Below are 16,376 nucleotides of genomic sequence, written 5' to 3'. Positions count from 1 at the left end.
TGGCGCCGGGGCAGGGGTTTACTCGTCGTGCTCCTGCGGCGGAAGCGCGGCGATGAAGGGGTGGTCCCGCTCGATCAGGCCGAGCTTGCTCGCGCCACCGGGCGAACCGAGCTCGTCGAAGAACTCGACGTTCGCCTTGTAGTAGTCCTTCCACTCCTCGGGAGTGTCGTCCTCGTAGAAGATCGCCTCGACCGGGCAGACCGGCTCACAGGCCCCGCAGTCGACGCATTCGTCCGGGTGGATGTACAAGGACCGCTGGCCCTCGTAGATACAGTCGACGGGGCACTCCTCGATGCACGCCTTGTCCTTCAGGTCGACACAAGGCTGCGCGATGACGTAGGTCACGCTGTCGTTCCTCCTCGTTAGGGCTGCTATCGCGCGGGAGCGCGGCGTCGTCGATGCCCACACCTAGTATCTCCGTTCTTGGGCACCGAGCGCACATGAGGGGCTGACAGAGCTGTGGATTTCACCACTGGCGGACGTCTCGAAGTCCGGATCACCCCGGATGACGTGGGAAAACGCGTCTCAGTCAGGCTTCTGACCGAAGATCGTGAGCCCGGCGCCACCTTCACCGACGTGGTCGGGGTTCTCACATCGTGGACCGAGGGCACGCTCTCCATCACCCGGCGTACCGGTGAGCCGGTCCGGATCGCCGAGTCGTCCCTGGTGGCGGGGAAGGTGGTGCCCGCCGCTCCGGCCCGCCGCCGCGGCCCCGCGACGAGCGCGCCCGAGCTGGACCGGGTCGCCGCCCGTGCGTGGCCGCCGGTGACCAGTGAACCACTGGGCGAGTGGACGCTGCGCGCCTCCGGCGGATTCACCCGGCGCGCCAATTCGGTACTGCCCCTCGGCGACCCCGGGATGGGGCTCGACGCGGCGCTGCGCCGGGTGACCGAATGGTACGCGGCTCGGGAGCTGCCCGCGTACATCCAGGTCAGCACGGGCGCCGAGGGCACCCAGGAACTACTCGCGGCGGAGCTGGAGAGCCGCGGCTGGATACGGGAGGTCTCCTCGCTGATGGAGATCGCGGCGCTCGCCCCCATCGGGGACCTGGACGCCGACACCTCGGCGGTGACGCTCTCCGCCCGGCTCGACGACGCCTGGCTGACTCGCTACCAGCGGTCGTCCGGCGAGCCCTCGCCCGAGGCGCGGACGGTGCTGTCGGGCGGCCCGTCGGTGTGGTTCGCGACCATAGCGGCTGAAGAGGGCGGCGCCCCGGCCGCGATCGGGCGCTGTGTGGTGGATGGCCGCTGGGCCGGGTTCACCGCCGTGGAGGTCGCCCCGGAGCGGCGGCGCCAGGGCCTGGCCAAGGCCGTGATGACGGCGCTGGCCCGGAAGGCGCTCGACGAGGGCGCCTCGGCCGCGTATCTCCAGGTGGAGACGGACAATGGCGGGGCGCACGCCCTCTACGAGGGCATGGGCTTCACCGTCCACCACAGCTATCATCACTGGCGCGTGTCCGGGAAGGATCCGCGCTGAGCAGGGTACGAGGCGGCTATGCCACGGATGAACGACGTCTCCCGCCGCCGCTGGTTCGCCGACGCGGCCCGCGAAGAGCGCCCCGATCTGGCGCTGCTGTGCCTGCTGGTCGGCATGGAGGCCGACCCCGGCCTGGACGAGACCGGAATCGACGAAGCGCAGATCGAGCTGGACCGGCTGGCCGGTCAGCTCCCCTTCTCCCCCGGCGGCCCCGAGGACTGGGCCGCCGCGCTGGCCCGCCTCCTCGGTGAGCGCCATGGCTTCCGGGGCGGCCCGGCCGACTACCGGCGGCTGGAGTCCTCACTCCTCCACCAGGTGCTGCGGCGCCGCCGCGGGCTGCCGATCCTGCTGTCCGTGGTCTGGATGGAGGTGGCCCGGCGGGCGGGCGCGCCGGTGTACGGGGTGGGGCTGCCGGGCCACTTCGTGGTCGGCTTCGGGGATCCTTACGGCGGCCATGTACTGGCCGACCCGTTCGACGGCGGGCGGCCGCTGTCCGCCGAGGACGCGGCGACGCTGGTGTCGGGGGCCACGGGCGCCCCGCTCTCGCCGTCGATGCTGACCCCGGCCGGACCGCTGGACATCGTGCTGCGGATCCTCAACAACATCCGCGCCTGGGCGTCCGCCCGCCCCGAGCGCACCGATGTCCGGCTCTGGGCGCTGGAGCTGTCCCTGCTGCTGCCCAGCCACCCGGCCGAACTGCGCTACGAGCGGGCCAAACTCCTCGTGGAGCGGGGCGAGTTCCTGACCGGCGCCAAGGAGCTGGAGGACTACGCGGAGGTCGTGGCGGCGGTGGAGCCCGACGCCGCAGAGACGATACGCCGCCAGGCCCGCGCCGCCCGCGCGATGCTGAACTAGGGGGGCTGGGCCAGGGGCTGGACCAGGGGCGTCGGACGGTTCGGGCGCCTGTCGCGAGCCTCCCCTCCCCGCCCCTTCCCGCTGCATCGATACGCGGCTCCGCCGCCTGGCAGGGCGGCACCCAAGGCCCCGGAGTCCAGGGGCCCGGAGTCCAGGGGCCCGGTCTGGTGTGCGGTCAGGACTGGTCCAGGGCCCGTTCGATCGCGCGGCGGGCCCGGCCCGCGGCAGCCCGGTCGTGCTCGAGCTGCATGGCCGCGTTCAGCGCCAGTCCGGCGGCGACGATCTCGAACAGCGCCTGGTCGATGTCGAACCCGGCGGGTAGCTCGCCGTTCTCCACCGCCGCGGTCAGGTCCGCCCGCAGCCGTTCCCGCCAGCGCGACCACACCTCGGCCACCGCGTCGCGGACCCGGCCGGGTCGGCCGTCGTACTCGGTGAGCGCCGCGGTCATCAGGCAGCCGCCGGGCAGCAGTGGCGCTTCCAGGTAGCCCACGGAGTTGGCGCACACCGCGCGCAGCCGCCGCAGACCCGGCGGCTCGGCCAGCGCCGGCTCGACCACCCGGTGCCAGAAGTCCACGAACGCCTTGTCCAGCGTGGAGATCTGAAGCGTCTCCTTGGTGCCGAAGTGCTTGTGCACCCCGGACTTGCTCATCTCCAGCTCCTCGGCGAGCCGGCCGATGGTGATGCCGTCCAGCCCTTCCTCGGAGGCGATCTCGGCGGCACGGCCGAGGATCCGCCCCCTGGTGGCCTGCGCTTCGGCCGCTGAGCGTCGTGGTGACATGCGACAAGAATAGCGTACGTACGTTCGCTATTGCTTTAACGAACGACCGTACGCTAAATTCCGCGGCAATCGAAAACCACCGCGACGAAGGAGTGCGAGATGCGGGTGCGACGACTGGGCTGGGCCGGACTGGAGATCGAGGCAGGTGGCGAGCGACTGGTGATCGACTACGTACGGGACCTCTCACCGCTGTTCACGGGGTGGAAGCCCGGCGTGGGGCTGGCGGCGCCGAGCGGGAAGGCCACCGCCGCGCTGGTCACCCATCTGCACCGGGACCACACCGACGCGTCCGCGCTCGCGGGCGCACTGACGCCGGGGGCGCCGGTGCTGCGTCCGGCGCCCGGTCACGGCGACGACGTGGACAACGTGACGACGCTGCCGGCCGAGCACGAGCTGGCCCTGCACCGGCTGGCCGCCGAGGTCGTGGATGCCTGGTCCACCCGCGAAGTCGGGCCGTTCCGCGTCACCGCGGTCCCTTCCGTCGACGGACTGGGCGACCCGCAGCTGAACTGGGTGGTGCAGGCCGACGGGCAGCGGGTCTTCCACGGCGGCGACACGATGTTCCACGGCTACTGGTGGCTCATCGCGCGCCGGTTCAGCCCGTTCGACGCGGTGTTCCTGCCCGCCAACGGCGCGGTGGTCGACGCACCGCACCTGCAACCGCCGAGCCCGCTGCCCGCCGCGATGGACCCGAGGCAGGCCGCCGCGGCCGCGGAGATCCTCGACGCCCGGTACGCGGTGCCGATGCACTACGAGACGGAGCAGCCGGACAAGATCGCGGGCTACGTCGAGGTCTCCGACCCGGAGAATGAGTTCCGCACCCACGCCGGACGACGCGCACACGCACTGGCCGTCGGGGAATGGCTTGACCTGGCCACATGACCGGAAACGGGCACCCCGGAAGGGCCTGGCCCGCGGGCGCTACAGCCAGCCCTTGTCGCGGGCGATGCGGACGGCGTCGGCGCGGTTGCGGGCGGCGGTCTTCTGGATGGCCGTGGAGAGGTAGTTGCGGACCGTACCCGGCGACAGGTTCAGCGCGCGGGCCAGCTCCGCGTTGGTCGAGCCGTCCGCCGAGGCGCGCAGCACCTCGCGCTCCCGCGCGGTCAGCGGGCTGGCCCCGTCCACGAGCGCGGCGGCGGCCAGCGTGGGGTCGATCACCCGCTCCCCGCGCAGCACCCGCCGTATCGCGTCCGCGAGCTGCGCCGCCGGGGCGTCCTTGACCAGGAAGGCGTCGGCGCCGGACTCCATGGCGCGGCGCAGATAGCCGGGGCGGCCGAAGGTGGTAAGGATCACGATCCGGATCCCGGGCTCGGCCCGGTGCAGCGCGGCGGCGGCCTCGATCCCGCTCATACCGGGCATCTCGATGTCCAGCAGCGCCACATCGGGGCGATGGGTCCGGGTGGCGTCCACGACCTCGTCACCGCGCGCCACCTGCGCGACGACCTCGATCTCGCCGTCGAGCCCGAGGAGCGCGGCCAGCGCCTCCCGCACCATGGACTGGTCCTCGGCCAGCAGTACCCGGATCACGCCCCGCAGCGTAACCGCTCCCCCGGCGGCCAGGGCCCACCGGACTGCCCGCCTTCGCTACGGCGCGGCCTGTCCTACGCGGTCTGCGAGGGCAGCTCCACGTGGGCGCCGCGGGAGAGCGGGACCAGGGCCCGGAGGGTGAAGCCGCCGCGCTCGCCGGGGCCGGTCTCCAGGCGCCCGTCGGCCAGCTGGAGCCGCTCGGCCAGCCCGGTGAGCCCGTTGCCGTGCGGGCCGGTGGCGCCGCGGCCGTCGTCGGTGACGGTCAGGCGCAGCTCGTCGCCCGTCTCGTCGAGCGTCACCGCACAGCGCCGCGCCCCGCTGTGCCGCACCACATTGGTGACCGCCTCGCGCAGCGCCCAGGCCAGCGCCCCCTCCTGGTCGGGCGGAAGGTCGGGGTGGTGGGTACCGGCCCGGCTCAGGTCGGCGGCGATGCCCCCGGCGGCGAGGGCGGTACGGGCCCCGGCGACCTCGGCCTCCAAGGTGGGGCGTCGAAAGCCGCTGACCGCCTCCCGGACGTCCACCAGCGCCTGCCGGCTGACCCGCTCGATATCGGCCACCTGCCGCGCCGCCTGCTCGGGCTTGTCGGGCAGCATCCGCCCCGCCAGCTCGCTCTTGAGCGTGATCAGGGAGAGCGAGTGGCCCAGCAGATCGTGCAGATCGCGGGCGAGCCGCAGCCGCTCCTCGTTGGCGGCGAGCTGGGCCACGGTGGCGCGGGCGGCGCGCAGCGCCCGGGTGGTGCGGACCATCTGCCCCACCGCGCTCATCGCGAAGCCGCCGAGCAGCGAGGGGATGACCAGGGCGGACACCAGTCCGTGCGAGCCGCGCACCAGCACCCCGATACCCACCATGAACGCCGTGTTCAGCGGGATCGCCCAGCTCGACAGCCGCAGTGGCAGCACCGCCCCGAAGGCGACGGACACATAGACCGAGAGCACCAGCCAGTCGTCGCCCATGGTGAGGGTGAGTGCGGCGGCGAGCACGCTGATCACGCCCAGCGCCCCCAGGACCGCGTACCTGCTCAGCGCCCGCCCGGTGTGCCGGAAGACCAGCCCCAGATAGACGGCGACGAAGACCAGCAGGCCGAACCCGCCGCACACGGTGCCCAGGGCGGTGTGATGGCCATCGGCCAGATCGCTCACCGGCGCGCCCATATAGGCCATCCAGATCCCGATCCACAACAGCTTGACCAGCGCCTGTTTGCGGTTCTCGGGGGGCTGCCCGATGGCGGCCACCCGGTCGTTCTCCGCGTCGTACGCCATCGCGTCGGCCCACCAGATCAGCCGGCGGCGCGCGCCGGGGCGGACTTCCGGATCGCCGTCGGTCCACTCGGCCCGGTCAGCCATGGTTCTTCTCTCCTCGGATCACGCCTCGGGCCACTCCCTCGGTCATGCCTTACGGGTGTCCCTCACGCCTTACGGGCGCGCTCACGCCTTGCGGCATCCCTCACGCCTTACGGGTGTCCTTGCGGTACAGCCACGCCGCACCGCCCGCGAAGACCGCGAGGTAGCCGATGAGCAGCGCCACGTCCCTGGTGTGCGGGGCGCCGCCCAGCTCGATCGCCTGGCCGAGGGCGGTGTAGGCGTGGGTGGGCAGATAGTCGCCGATGTTCCGCAGCCAGTCCGGATACGACGTGGTGGGCATCCACAGCCCGCCGAGGATCGACAGACCGAAGTAGATGATCATCGTCAGCGGCCGTACCGCGTCCCCGCTCGCCAGATATCCGATGGCCACCCCGAGCGCGGCGAAGACCAGGGAGCCCGCCCAGATCGCGGCGGTCAGCGCGGGCCACTCCCAGACTTCGTCCAGCCGTACGCCCTTGGCGACGGCGGCCACCACGAAGACGATCACGATCGACGGCAGGGTGGCCACCGCACCCACGGCGATCTTGGCCCCCACATAGCCGCGTCCGGGCAGCCGGGTGAGCCGCAGCTGCCGGGTCCAGCCGCCCTCGCGCTCCTTGGCGATCCGCTCGCCGTTGCCCATCAGACCGGCGGTCAGCGCCCCGAAGGAGGCCATCGCGACCATGTAGTAGAGCGGCATCGACAGCCCGGTGCCGGGCACGCGGTCGTCGGCGTCGGTGCTGCCCGCGATCAGCAGGAAGAGCACGGACGGGTAGATGATCGTGAAGAACATGAACTTGCGATTGCGCAGGGTCCGCGCGATCTCCAGCTTGACCAGCGTCTTCATCGTGCGGACTCCTCATCTGCCGCGGCGGCGTCGGTGATGGCGAGGAACGCCTGCTCCAGGCCGAGGCCGGTGACCTCGAGCCCGTGCGGATAGAGCCCGAGCCCGTAGACCGCGTGGACGGTCGCGTCCGCGTCGGTCGACCGTATCCGTACGGTACGCCCCGAAATCTCGACCCTGGTCAGCGCGGGCAGGGCGCGCAGCGCCGTCTCGTCGACCGGTCCGTCCAGTTCGAAGGAGATCCGGCGGGCCCCGGCCATCGCCTTGATCTCGGCGGAGGAGCCGTCGGCCAGCACCCGGCCGCGGTGCAGCACGATCACCCGGTCGGCGATGGCGTCCGCCTCATCGAGGTAGTGGGTGGCGAACAGGATGGCGCGGCCCTGCTTCGCCTGCTCCCGCATCGCGCCCCAGAAGGTCTGCCGGGACGAGACGTCCATACCGGTCGTGGGCTCGTCCAGCACGATCAGATCGGAGGCCCCGGCGGTGGCGAACGCGAAGCGCACCCGCTGCTCCTGGCCGCCGGAGAGCTTGTTCACCTTGCGGGAGGCGATCTCGGCGATCCCCGCGCGCTCCAGCACCTCGTCCACCGGATGCCCCTTGGGGTGCAGATCGCAGGCCAGCCCCACCAGTTCGCGGACCGTCACCTCCTCCATCAGACAGCCGCTCTGGAGCATCGCGCCGACCCGGCCGCGGACGATGGCCTGGCGCGGGGTGGTGCCGAAGACCTCCACCCGGCCGGAGTCGGGGTGGCGCAGGCCGAGCAGCAGATCGAGGGTGGAGGACTTACCGGCGCCGTTGGGGCCCAGCAGGGCGACGGTCTCCCCCGGGTACAGGGTGAGATCGAGATCGGTCACGGCGCGCACACCGCCGTAGGCCTTGTTCACCTTCTCGAAGCGGACCACGGGCGGGGCGCCCGTGGTGGCGGCCCCGGTGCCGGGGGCGGAAACAGCGGTCGTTGCGGTCATGGCCATAAGACTGGCCGAGGGCGGGGGTGACCGGCAGTGTCAGCGGTCGTGACCTGGAGATGACAGATGTCATGGGCCGGGCCGTGACACAGCCTAAGCGCTCCGCTGGAAGTATCGCGATGCGTCGTCGGCCGACTGCGGCGCCGTCGTGGCTGGTCCCACGCGGCGGAGCCGCACATCGACACAGCCCCGCGCCCCTTCGGGGCGCTGCCCGCACCGTAGCGGACTTCCTCTGACCTGCTAGGGACGCGGCCCGGGGCAGACACGACGCGGCCCCCGCCCGGTGCCGGGCGGGGGCCGCGTCGTCCGGCCGTGCGTGACGGGCCGGTCAGTTGTCCTTGCCGATGACGCCGATGCGCTCGCTGGGCGTCTTGCCGCGCAACGCCAGGCGCAGCGCCGACTCCACGTCCTCCGGGGTGACGGGCTTCTTGGAGCCGTCGCCCCGCTCCAGCAGAACGCCGTCGAAGGTGCTGCCGTAGAGCTGCTTGAGGACGGCCAGGTCGTAGTGTTCCACCAGCTTGCCGTCGACCACCCGCATGGAGAGGATCTTCGGCAGCGACTTGTCCGGGCCGAACGGGATCGAATGCTGGGCGTCCGTCTGGACCGTGGCCAGCCCCGACATCGCGGGCTCGGCGAAGCTCTTCAGCTTCCGGTCCACCTCGGCCTTGCTGACCGTGGGGCGCTTGATGGTGACCGGCAGGGTGATGGCCTTGTTCTGCCCGGTCTCGGCGCGCAGCTGGAACCCGTCCGAGACGGCCTTGACCGCCTTGTCCACGTCCAGCCCCTTGCCCTCCTTGCCGTACACCGGGACGGCCTTGCCGGAGGTGAAGCTGATGCCGCCCTCGCGGGCCGTGCCGGAGTGGCCCGCGAGCCGCTCCAGGGCGTCCCGCAGCTTCTCCTCGTCGACGGTGACCGCCGGTTCGGCCTCATGGGTGCCGCCGAAGAGCGAGCCGATCACGGTGACCGGGTTGTAGTCCCGGCCCGCGACGTTCCGGACCGTGGCCTCGGTGTCGAGCGCCAGGCCCGCGACGGAGGGCTTGATCTCCTTCTCCTGGCCGTCGACCGACACCGTCAGCGGGGCGGTGGTGCGCTTGCCCAGCGCGGTGTCCAGCTTGTCGACGGCGACCTCCTTGGAGGTGCCGCCGATGTCGACGCCGAGGACGGTGGTGCCGTTCGGCACATCGGCGTGGTTCATCACCAGACCGGCCGCGTAGGCCCCGCCCGCGATCACGAACAGCAGGCCCCCGGCCATGACGACCTTGGACCGGCCCTTCTTCTTGGGCTTGCCGGCCTTCGGGGCGGACGGCGCCGGGGCGCTGTCGCCGCCGGGCGCCGGGGCCCCCGGGCCGCCCGGAACGGGCGGGGACGGCGGCTTGGCCCGGCCCTCGGCCGAGGGCACCACGGGCACCCCGCTGACCAGCGTGTCGCTGGAGATCTGCTCCGGCGGCACGCCGCCGGTCGGCGTGGGCTCGGGATCGCGGAACAGCGAGGGGGACGGATCGGCTCCGAGGCCGTCGGCGGACCCCGCCCCAGGGCCGGTCAGCGGGCCCACACCGGTGGTGGCGCCGAGGCTGCCGGACAGCGGCGAGCCACCCGGCGGGGTCGGCGGCTGACCGGCCGGGCCTCCCCCGGCCAGCGGGCCCACTCCGCCCGGAGGCGTCTGCGGGTCACCGCCGTACGGGCCGCCCGCGGGGCCGGGTCCGGGCGGGGCCAGCAAGTCGCTGTCGCGCGGGCCCGCGCCGGGGCCGGACGGCGGCACGTACATGTCGCCGGTGACCGGGCCGGTGGTGGGCCCGGTCGGCTCGGGGTGGCCGGACGGCGCCTGGGCGTCGGTGAAGTACGGCAGATCGGCGACGGGGCCGCCGCCCTGCTGCGGCGCCGGGAATCCCTGAGTGGCGTCGGGCGCCGGGAATCCCTGAGTGGTGTCAGGCGCCGGGAATCCCTGCGTGGTCTCCGGCGAGGGGAATCCCTGCGTGGTCTCCGGGGAAGGGAACCCCTGAGTGGTGTCGGGCGCCGGGAATCCCTGCGTGGTGTCCGGCGCCGGGAAACCCTGCGTGGCGTCGGGGGCCGGGGGCACCGGCGGCTTCGGGGTGCTGCCCGTGGCCGACGAGCCGCTTCTGGGCTTACGGGGCGCGAACCAGTCGCTGGTCCGCTCGCCGTCGCCCTTGCCGCTCTTCCTCTCCCGGCCTTCGGCGGGCTCCTTGGCCCCGCCGGGCTCGGCCGGCACACCGCGCTCGGGCGTCGGCGTGAAGTCGGCCCGGGGCAGGGCGCTGGTGCGCTCAGCGGCGTCGTCGTCCCCGCCGGAGCGCGGCGCGGGTACGCCGTCCTCCGCGACGGGCGTGCGCATGACCACCGGCGGGATGGGCCGCGACCCCGGAATGTTGATCTTGATCCGGGTCGTCAGCGTGGTCTCGGTCTTCGGCTCCTCCGGCTTGGCCGCGGCACGCGCCTGCCCATCCTCGGCGGCGCCCTGCGGGGCCTCCTGCGTGGGGTTCGGCGAGGGGTACTGGCGGGATCCGTACGGCGGGGTGCCCGACGGGTAGGCGGCACCGCCGCTTCCCTCCCGGGGCCCGGAGGACGAACTGTCAGATTCACGGCTCAAAGCAGGTTCTCCCAGTTAGCTCCGCCGCCCGTCAGACCTCGCGCGGGCGGCTCGGCGGCGGCACCACCATACTGGGCGGTGCGGACGCGCACTTGACGGCCGCCGGATCACCGCAGCCGGTACGCCCGGGGCACACCCTTCGCCGTGTGTCCGAAGGGCCTCCGAGTGCCGGGGACGTCGTGCCGAAAACGTCACGTCACTTACCAAGTCGGACCGGCGGGCCAGGAGGTTGCGGCACCAAAGGCAGCGTGGCACACATCACACCGATGAACATCCCGCCGAGGAGGAAAGCGTACGACCCCAGCCCGGCGCCGAAAAGGAAATCCCCTTCCGGACGGGAGGAAGTGAGCAGCAACACGGCCACCGTCCAGGCGCCCGCGGGCACTCCGCCGCCCATCCGGGCGCCCATGGCCTTGACCCCGCCGTAGCACAGGCCCGCGACCGCGAGCAGCGCGAGCAGCAACCCGCCGGGGAACCACGCGGCTTGGACCAGCGCGCCCGCGGCGCCCACCAGGGCCCCGGCCACGGCGAGCAGGGCGTATCCGCCCAGGCGCGGGGCCGTCATGCCGTCACCCCCGCGAACAGGTCGTCCTCGCGGTCCGCCCCGGCCTCGCCCTTGACCAGCCGGTAGTGCTCGTGGAGGAACATCGGCTGGACCAGGTCGTTGGAGAGCGCGAAGAAGGGTCCGTCCACCGCGATCTGGCTGGCGTGGGCGCCCATCGCCGCGGCCTTCGCCGCGGCGTGGGGGACGCCGTCGACGAACGCGGTGACGTCCGCGTCGGCCACCACCCCGGGGATGTCGTCCACCGTGGCGACGCCGGGGAAGAGGGAGTCACGGCCCTCGGCCCGCAGCCGGGCGAAGCCCTCCTCGACGGCCGAGCGCGGCACGCAGTTCCAGTAGACCTTCGCGATGTCGTGCGGCTCGCCGAGATCGGGACGGAAGCCGGGATCGGCGGCCAGCTCCACGGCGCGCATCGCCACGCGGTGCGCCTGGATGTGATCGGGGTGGCCGTAGCCCCCGTTGGTGTCGTACGCCACAAGGACCTGTGGCCGGATCTCGCGGACCACGGCCACCAGATGCCCGGCGGCCTCGTCCAGGTCGGCCCGCCAGAAGCAGTCCGGCCGGTCGTTCTGCGGGGCGCCCATCATCCCGGAGTCGCGATAGCGGCCGGGCCCGCCCAGGAAGCGGTGGTCCTCGACCCCCAAGGCGGCCATGGCGGCGGCGAGTTCGCCGATCCGGTGCGGGCCGAGCGCGTCGTCGCGGTCGGCGGCGAGGTGCGCGAGGGCAGGCGGAATGACCTCGCCCTCCTCACCGAGGGTGCAGGTCACCAGGGTGACGTGTGCGCCCTCGGCGGCATATTTCGCCATGGTCGCGCCGTTATTGATCGACTCGTCGTCCGGATGTGCGTGCACCAGCAGCAGACGACGGGCGGGGAGAACGGTCATGGGCACAGCCTACGATTCGCACACACGTGCCCATGGGTCGCACGCCCCGGCCCCGCTCGGGGGTCAGATCTTCACGCCGCCGATCATGTCCGCCACATTGGTGGTGAGGTCGTCGATCGTCGGAGCGACCGAGGAACTGGCCAGATAGAAGCCGAGGAGGACACAGACGATCGCATGAACCGCCTTCAGTCCCGCCTTGTTCACGAGCATGAAGACGATGATCAGCAGCAGCACTGACATCGAGATCGAGAGCGCCACAGCGGCTCACCTCCAGGTACACGCACTCGGACGGACAACATATTCATGCCACAGGGGGGCTACCCACTATGCGCAATCGATCATAACTATGGCGGTGTGCACACGACTCGGTGCACGGGAGCATGACAGGGGCGCATGCCTGATCGCACGAACTTCCCGGCCTCCGGGGCGACTTCTCGTTGGTTATGCGCCATCTCGCCATCGCCCGGGGCCGCTTGGCACCCGCGCCGTCCCGGCCGGACCGTGCCGGGGGCAACGCCCGCCCCGCCTACCGATCCGTACCCTCCCTCGCGATGATCCGACGGCCGTACGCTCCCCCTATGACCGGACAGCTCTCGTTCCCACGGCAGCACGCGCGCACCCAACGTTTCACCCTCGGGACACCGCGGGCCCTCGCCGTGGCCCCCGACGATTCACGCGTCGCCTTCCTGCGCTCCCGCTCGGGCACCGACCGCACCGGCCTGTTGTGGGTGTACGACCTCGCCGGACGGCGCGAGTACCCCGCAGCCGACCCGGCCGAGCTGCTCGGCGGCGCCGACGAGGAGCTGTCCCCCGAGGAGCGGGCGCGGCGCGAGCGCAGCCGCGAGGGGTCGGCCGGGGTGGTCGGCTACGCGGTGGACGCCGCGGTCGAGCGGGCCGCCTTCGCCCTCTCCGGGCGGCTGTTCACCACGGACCTGCCCACGGGCACCACCCGCGAGCTGCGCGTCCCCGGCCCGGTCGTGGACCCGCGCCCCTCGCCCGACGGCCGCCACATCGCCTACGCGGCGGGCGGGGCGCTGCGGGTCACCGGCGCGGACGGCACGGGGGACCGGGCGCTCGCGGAGCCGGAGGGGGACTCCGTCACCTACGGCCTCGCGGAGTTCATCGCGGCCGAGGAGATGGACCGCTCACGCGGGTTCTGGTGGTCGCCGGGGAGCGACGCCCTGCTGGCCGCCCGGGCCGACGAGTCCCCCGTACGGCGCTGGTGGATCGCCGACCCCGCCCACCCCGGCCAGCAGCCCACGGAGGTGGCCTATCCCGCCGCGGGCACCGCCAACGCGGAGGTGCGGCTGGTTCTGCTCGGTCTGGACGGCTCCCGTACGGAGATCGAGTGGGACCGGGAGCGCTATCCGTACCTCGCGCGGGTGCATTGGTCGGCCTACGGTCCGCCGCTGCTTCTGGTCCAGGCCAGGGACCAGCGCAGCCAGCTCTACCTGGCCGTGGACACCGACACCGGCCGGACCAGCACGGTCCATGTGGACGAGGACGCGGTTTGGCTGGATCTTTTCCCCGGGGTGCCGGCCTGGACCGAAGATGGACGACTCGTCCGGATCGCGGACGAAGGGGGCGCCCGGGTCCTGATGGTCGGCGACCGCAAACTGACCTCCAGCGCCCTCCAGGTGCGCGCGGTCCTCGGCATCGGCACGGACGACGTGCTGTTCTCCGCCTCCCCCGGGGCCGGTGCGCCACTGCCGGAGCGGCCCGGCGAGATCGCCGTCCACCGGGCCTGGTTCCGGGGCAGCGGCGACCAGGGCGGCTGGGAGCCGGTCGGCAGGCGGCCCTTCCCCGCGGTCCACTCCGCCGTGCGCGGCGGTGAGGTGATCGCGCTGTCGTACACGGGTCTCGAGCGGCCCGGGGTGAGCGTGGAACTCCTCCGGCCCGCCGACCACGGCGCGGCCGAGCGCCTGGCCGAGCTCGACGCGTATCCGGAGCGGCCCGTCATCACCGCCCGCCCCGAGCTCGTCTTCGCGGGCAAGCGGGACATCCCGTGCGCGGTGCTGCTGCCGAGCGGCTACCAGGAGGGCGACGGACCGCTGCCGGTCCTGATGGACCCCTACGGCGGCCCGCACGGCCAGCGGGTGGTCGCCTCGCACAACGCCCACCTCACCTCGCAGTGGTTCGCCGACCAGGGCTTCGCGGTGGTCGTCGCGGACGGCCGCGGCACCCCCGGCCGCTCCCCCGCCTGGGAGAAGGCGGTGCGCGACGACCTGGCCGCGGTCACGCTGGAGGACCAGGTCGAGGCGGTGACGGCGCTCGCCGGGCGCTATCCGCTGGACCTGGGCCGGGTGGCCATCCGCGGCTGGTCCTACGGCGGCTATCTCGCCGCGCTGGCGGTGCTGCGCCGCCCCGATGTCTTCCACGCGGGCGTGGTGGGCGCCCCGGTGACGGACTGGCGGCTGTACGACACCCACTACACCGAGCGGTATCTGGGCCTGCCGGACGAACAGCCCGAGGTCTACGCCGCCAACGCGCTGATGACCGACGAGGGGCTGTCCGGCGCGGCCGACACCGCACGGCCGATGATGATCATCCACGGTCTGGCGGACGACAACGTGGTGGCCGCGCACACCCTGCGGCTCTCCTCGGCGCTGCTGGCCGCGGGCCGTCCGCATGAGGTGCTGCCGCTGTCCGGGGTGACCCATATGACCCCGCAGGAGCAGGTCGCGGAGAATCTGCTTCTGCTCCAGGTGGACTTCCTCAAGCGGTCCCTCGGGTTGGGGTAACGCTCCGCTGGGAGTGCCCTGGTCTGCCGTCGATCATCCGCGGCACCGTCGTGGCTGGTCGCGCAGTTCCCCGCGCCCCTTCGGGGCGCACCCGGACCGCACCAGACAGGGCCTGGACCCCGGGGCCTCGCTGATCCGCCGTCACCAGCCCGGCGGCGGCGCCGGGGGCGCGGATGGCGGCGGCGGTGCGGATGGCGGGGTGCCGGGCGGCGGGGGCACCAGCGGCGGCGTGGCGGGCGGGGGCGGGGCGTAACCGCCGCCGTAGCCCCCGCCGCCATAGCCGCCGCCGTAGCCCCCGGCCCCGGGGCCGTCCCCGTAGCCCCCGGGCCCCTGGGCGTCGTAACCCCCGTCGTAGCCGCCGTAGCCGCCGCCGTACGCCGGGGCGCCTCCGAAGCCCCCGGCGCCCGCGGTGTCCTCCTCGATGCCCCGCCGCGCCAGTACGATCAGGGCGATCAGCCCCGCGATCGCCTCGAAGAAGCCGGTGAGGACGCTGAGCACGCCCACCGTCGGCAGATCGCTGAGGTGGTCCACATAGTCCAGCTTGATGTAGAGCGATGCCTCGCTGATCCCCGTGGCCGTCACCAGGGCCGCCGCCACCATCCCCAGCGGGCGAGCCAGCGGGGCGCGCGCGAGCGCGGCGGCCGCTCCGGCCAGGGACACCGCCACCGCGGCCCACGCGATCCAGGCGCCGGGCGCCGAGAGCAGGGTGGGCAGCGTGTGCTTGCCGGTGAGCAGGTACTTGTAGATCTCCCAGCCGCGCTCCTGGGCCCAGTAGATCTGCCAGGCGGCGATGACGACCCCGATGGCGCCCAGGAACAGCGCGCCGACGACCGCCGCCCCGGGCGAGGGGCGGCCCGGCGGCCGGTCGGCGGGCGAGACCGGCTGCCCGGGCGGGGCGGCCAGGTCGGCGGGGCGGCGCGCGGCGGCCACGACGGCCAGCAGCAGCCCCGAGAGCACCACCTGCGCCCAGGCGCTGGCGTTCGCCCGGGTCTTCAGATCGCCGGGGATGCCCTGGAGCCAGTCGGAGTTCAGGTTCCACAGGCTGGGCAGGCGCACCGCGACGGTCACCACCGCGACCGAGCCGAGCGCGCCCGCGGCGGCCGGTGAGCGCAGGGCGGTGATCCCGACGACCGCGTAGACCAGCAGCAGCGCGAGGTCGAGCAGGGAGGAGCCGAAGATCCCTCCGGTGGCCCGGAACGGCAGCCCCGCCCAGGTCCACCACAGATGGTTCGCCTCATCGGCCTTGTCCAGGTCGTGGATGATCCATCCCAGCGAGATCAGCCCGAGAACCGCGCAGACGAGCGCCCCGAAGACGCGCGCTCCGCTGTTGAGTATCCGTCCCTGCCCCATAGCCGTAGGTCTCCCCCGCCTCGCACCCCGGGCAACCGTCGCGGGCCGAAGAAAAATACCGATCGTGGAAGAAAAATGCGGATCGTGACCGTCCGGAGACCACCGGGAGACACGGTGGGGGAGAGCCCCCGAAGTGGTGCGACCGGCCGGGGCGGCATCTCGCGCCCCGGCCGGTCCACGGCACCCGCACGGCCGTACGCAGTTCAGCCTGACGCGTCCGTATATCGGTGTTGCGACAGATGAGTTGCCTGGGTGTTAACGCGTTTCCTACCCATAGTCCATGCTTTGTCCCCCATGGGGGATCCCTGTCAAGCACGCCCGGACCTCGATCTGCCAAATCTTCGCTCAAGGTTCGAATGAGCGGCACATCCACCCTCCCCGGACCCTTGACTGAGCCGTTCCCCGATTGCGAAAGTCCGCTCAACCCGACACGCATGCACCACCATTGGCGA

At 72.7% G+C, this 16,376-nt stretch carries 15 protein-coding genes; 4 read left to right on the top strand and 11 right to left on the bottom strand.

Annotated elements, in window-relative coordinates:
• Window positions 1–18: 18 nt before the first annotated feature.
• On the bottom strand, window positions 19–345 hold the full coding sequence (gene fdxA, locus ACJX2R_RS33280; protein WP_014054705.1) for a ferredoxin: 327 nt from the start codon (window positions 343–345) through the stop codon (window positions 19–21).
• A gap of 114 nt (window positions 346–459) precedes the next feature.
• On the opposite strand from fdxA, the gene ACJX2R_RS33275 reads away from it, so the two are divergent.
• On the top strand, window positions 460–1,476 hold the full coding sequence (locus ACJX2R_RS33275; protein WP_413103140.1) for a GNAT family N-acetyltransferase: 1,017 nt from the start codon (window positions 460–462) through the stop codon (window positions 1,474–1,476).
• Window positions 1,477–1,494: 18 nt separating this feature from the next.
• Window positions 1,495–2,331 carry a transglutaminase-like domain-containing protein gene (locus ACJX2R_RS33270; protein ID WP_413103139.1) on the top strand — a complete coding sequence of 279 codons (837 nt, stop codon included), beginning with the start codon at window positions 1,495–1,497 and terminating at the stop codon, window positions 2,329–2,331.
• 175 nt (window positions 2,332–2,506) lie between these two features.
• On the opposite strand, the gene ACJX2R_RS33265 is transcribed toward ACJX2R_RS33270, so the two are convergent.
• Entirely contained in the window at window positions 2,507–3,109 is a 603-nt protein-coding gene (locus ACJX2R_RS33265) for a TetR/AcrR family transcriptional regulator (protein WP_262703583.1), read from the bottom strand.
• 99 nt (window positions 3,110–3,208) lie between these two features.
• On the opposite strand from ACJX2R_RS33265, the gene ACJX2R_RS33260 reads away from it, so the two are divergent.
• Window positions 3,209–3,991: an MBL fold metallo-hydrolase gene (locus tag ACJX2R_RS33260; RefSeq protein ID WP_413103138.1), complete on the top strand. Its 783-nt coding sequence runs from the start codon at window positions 3,209–3,211 to the stop codon at window positions 3,989–3,991.
• A gap of 39 nt (window positions 3,992–4,030) precedes the next feature.
• On the opposite strand, the gene ACJX2R_RS33255 is transcribed toward ACJX2R_RS33260, so the two are convergent.
• From ACJX2R_RS33255 to ACJX2R_RS33220, 8 genes are all read right to left on the bottom strand, one after another.
• On the bottom strand, window positions 4,031–4,603 hold the full coding sequence (locus ACJX2R_RS33255; protein WP_413106003.1) for a DNA-binding response regulator: 573 nt from the start codon (window positions 4,601–4,603) through the stop codon (window positions 4,031–4,033).
• Between the two features lie 107 nt (window positions 4,604–4,710).
• Window positions 4,711–5,979, bottom strand: coding sequence for a sensor histidine kinase (locus ACJX2R_RS33250; RefSeq protein ID WP_413103137.1), 1,269 nt, complete (start codon window positions 5,977–5,979; stop codon window positions 4,711–4,713).
• Between the two features lie 100 nt (window positions 5,980–6,079).
• Entirely contained in the window at window positions 6,080–6,823 is a 744-nt protein-coding gene (locus tag ACJX2R_RS33245) for an ABC transporter permease (RefSeq protein WP_413103136.1), read from the bottom strand.
• Window positions 6,820–7,785, bottom strand: coding sequence for an ABC transporter ATP-binding protein (locus ACJX2R_RS33240; protein ID WP_413103135.1), 966 nt, complete (start codon window positions 7,783–7,785; stop codon window positions 6,820–6,822). The genes ACJX2R_RS33245 and ACJX2R_RS33240 overlap by 4 nt, the downstream gene beginning before the upstream one ends.
• A gap of 328 nt (window positions 7,786–8,113) precedes the next feature.
• Complete coding sequence (locus ACJX2R_RS33235; RefSeq protein ID WP_413103134.1) at window positions 8,114–10,387, bottom strand: hypothetical protein; 2,274 nt, start codon at window positions 10,385–10,387, stop codon at window positions 8,114–8,116.
• Window positions 10,388–10,583: 196 nt separating this feature from the next.
• Window positions 10,584–10,952, bottom strand: coding sequence for a DUF6113 family protein (locus ACJX2R_RS33230; RefSeq protein WP_201855240.1), 369 nt, complete (start codon window positions 10,950–10,952; stop codon window positions 10,584–10,586).
• Entirely contained in the window at window positions 10,949–11,833 is an 885-nt protein-coding gene (mshB, locus tag ACJX2R_RS33225) for an N-acetyl-1-D-myo-inositol-2-amino-2-deoxy-alpha-D-glucopyranoside deacetylase (protein WP_413103133.1), read from the bottom strand. Before mshB ends, ACJX2R_RS33230 begins: the two co-directional genes overlap by 4 nt.
• A 63-nt stretch (window positions 11,834–11,896) precedes the next feature.
• Window positions 11,897–12,091, bottom strand: a complete 195-nt coding sequence (locus ACJX2R_RS33220) for a hypothetical protein (RefSeq protein ID WP_037952186.1) — start codon at window positions 12,089–12,091, stop codon at window positions 11,897–11,899.
• A 320-nt stretch (window positions 12,092–12,411) separates the two neighbouring features.
• Here ACJX2R_RS33220 and ACJX2R_RS33215 point away from each other — a divergent pair, with 320 nt between their 5' ends.
• The gene (locus ACJX2R_RS33215; protein ID WP_413103132.1) at window positions 12,412–14,574 is read left to right on the top strand and encodes an alpha/beta fold hydrolase; all 2,163 of its coding nucleotides are present in this window, start codon (window positions 12,412–12,414) and stop codon (window positions 14,572–14,574) included.
• A 141-nt stretch (window positions 14,575–14,715) separates the two neighbouring features.
• Here the strand turns inward: ACJX2R_RS33215 and ACJX2R_RS33210 are convergent, their stop codons facing one another.
• The gene (locus ACJX2R_RS33210) at window positions 14,716–15,924 is read right to left on the bottom strand and encodes a hypothetical protein (protein ID WP_413103131.1); all 1,209 of its coding nucleotides are present in this window, start codon (window positions 15,922–15,924) and stop codon (window positions 14,716–14,718) included.
• Window positions 15,925–16,376: the final 452 nt, after the last annotated feature.

Origin of the sequence: Streptomyces sp. Inha503 (assembly GCF_047215865.1) — a bacterium.
Taxonomy (GTDB): domain Bacteria; phylum Actinomycetota; class Actinomycetes; order Streptomycetales; family Streptomycetaceae; genus Streptomyces; species Streptomyces lycopersici.
The sequence above is the reverse complement of the archived record's forward strand: the minus strand, read 5'-3'. Positions and strand labels throughout refer to the sequence as shown.

Coding starts and splice junctions, on each gene's coding strand:
- ACJX2R_RS33270 (WP_413103139.1), top strand. CDS start 1,495: ATGCCACGGATGAACGACGTCTCCCGCCGCCGCTGGTTCGCCGACGCG.
- ACJX2R_RS33215 (WP_413103132.1), top strand. CDS start 12,412: ATGACCGGACAGCTCTCGTTCCCACGGCAGCACGCGCGCACCCAACGT.
- ACJX2R_RS33265 (WP_262703583.1), bottom strand. CDS start 3,109: ATGTCACCACGACGCTCAGCGGCCGAAGCGCAGGCCACCAGGGGGCGG.
- ACJX2R_RS33260 (WP_413103138.1), top strand. CDS start 3,209: ATGCGGGTGCGACGACTGGGCTGGGCCGGACTGGAGATCGAGGCAGGT.
- ACJX2R_RS33240 (WP_413103135.1), bottom strand. CDS start 7,785: ATGACCGCAACGACCGCTGTTTCCGCCCCCGGCACCGGGGCCGCCACC.
- mshB (WP_413103133.1), bottom strand. CDS start 11,833: ATGACCGTTCTCCCCGCCCGTCGTCTGCTGCTGGTGCACGCACATCCG.
- ACJX2R_RS33210 (WP_413103131.1), bottom strand. CDS start 15,924: ATGGGGCAGGGACGGATACTCAACAGCGGAGCGCGCGTCTTCGGGGCG.
- ACJX2R_RS33230 (WP_201855240.1), bottom strand. CDS start 10,952: ATGACGGCCCCGCGCCTGGGCGGATACGCCCTGCTCGCCGTGGCCGGG.
- ACJX2R_RS33255 (WP_413106003.1), bottom strand. CDS start 4,603: ATGGTGCGGGAGGCGCTGGCCGCGCTCCTCGGGCTCGACGGCGAGATC.
- ACJX2R_RS33245 (WP_413103136.1), bottom strand. CDS start 6,823: ATGAAGACGCTGGTCAAGCTGGAGATCGCGCGGACCCTGCGCAATCGC.
- ACJX2R_RS33250 (WP_413103137.1), bottom strand. CDS start 5,979: ATGGCTGACCGGGCCGAGTGGACCGACGGCGATCCGGAAGTCCGCCCC.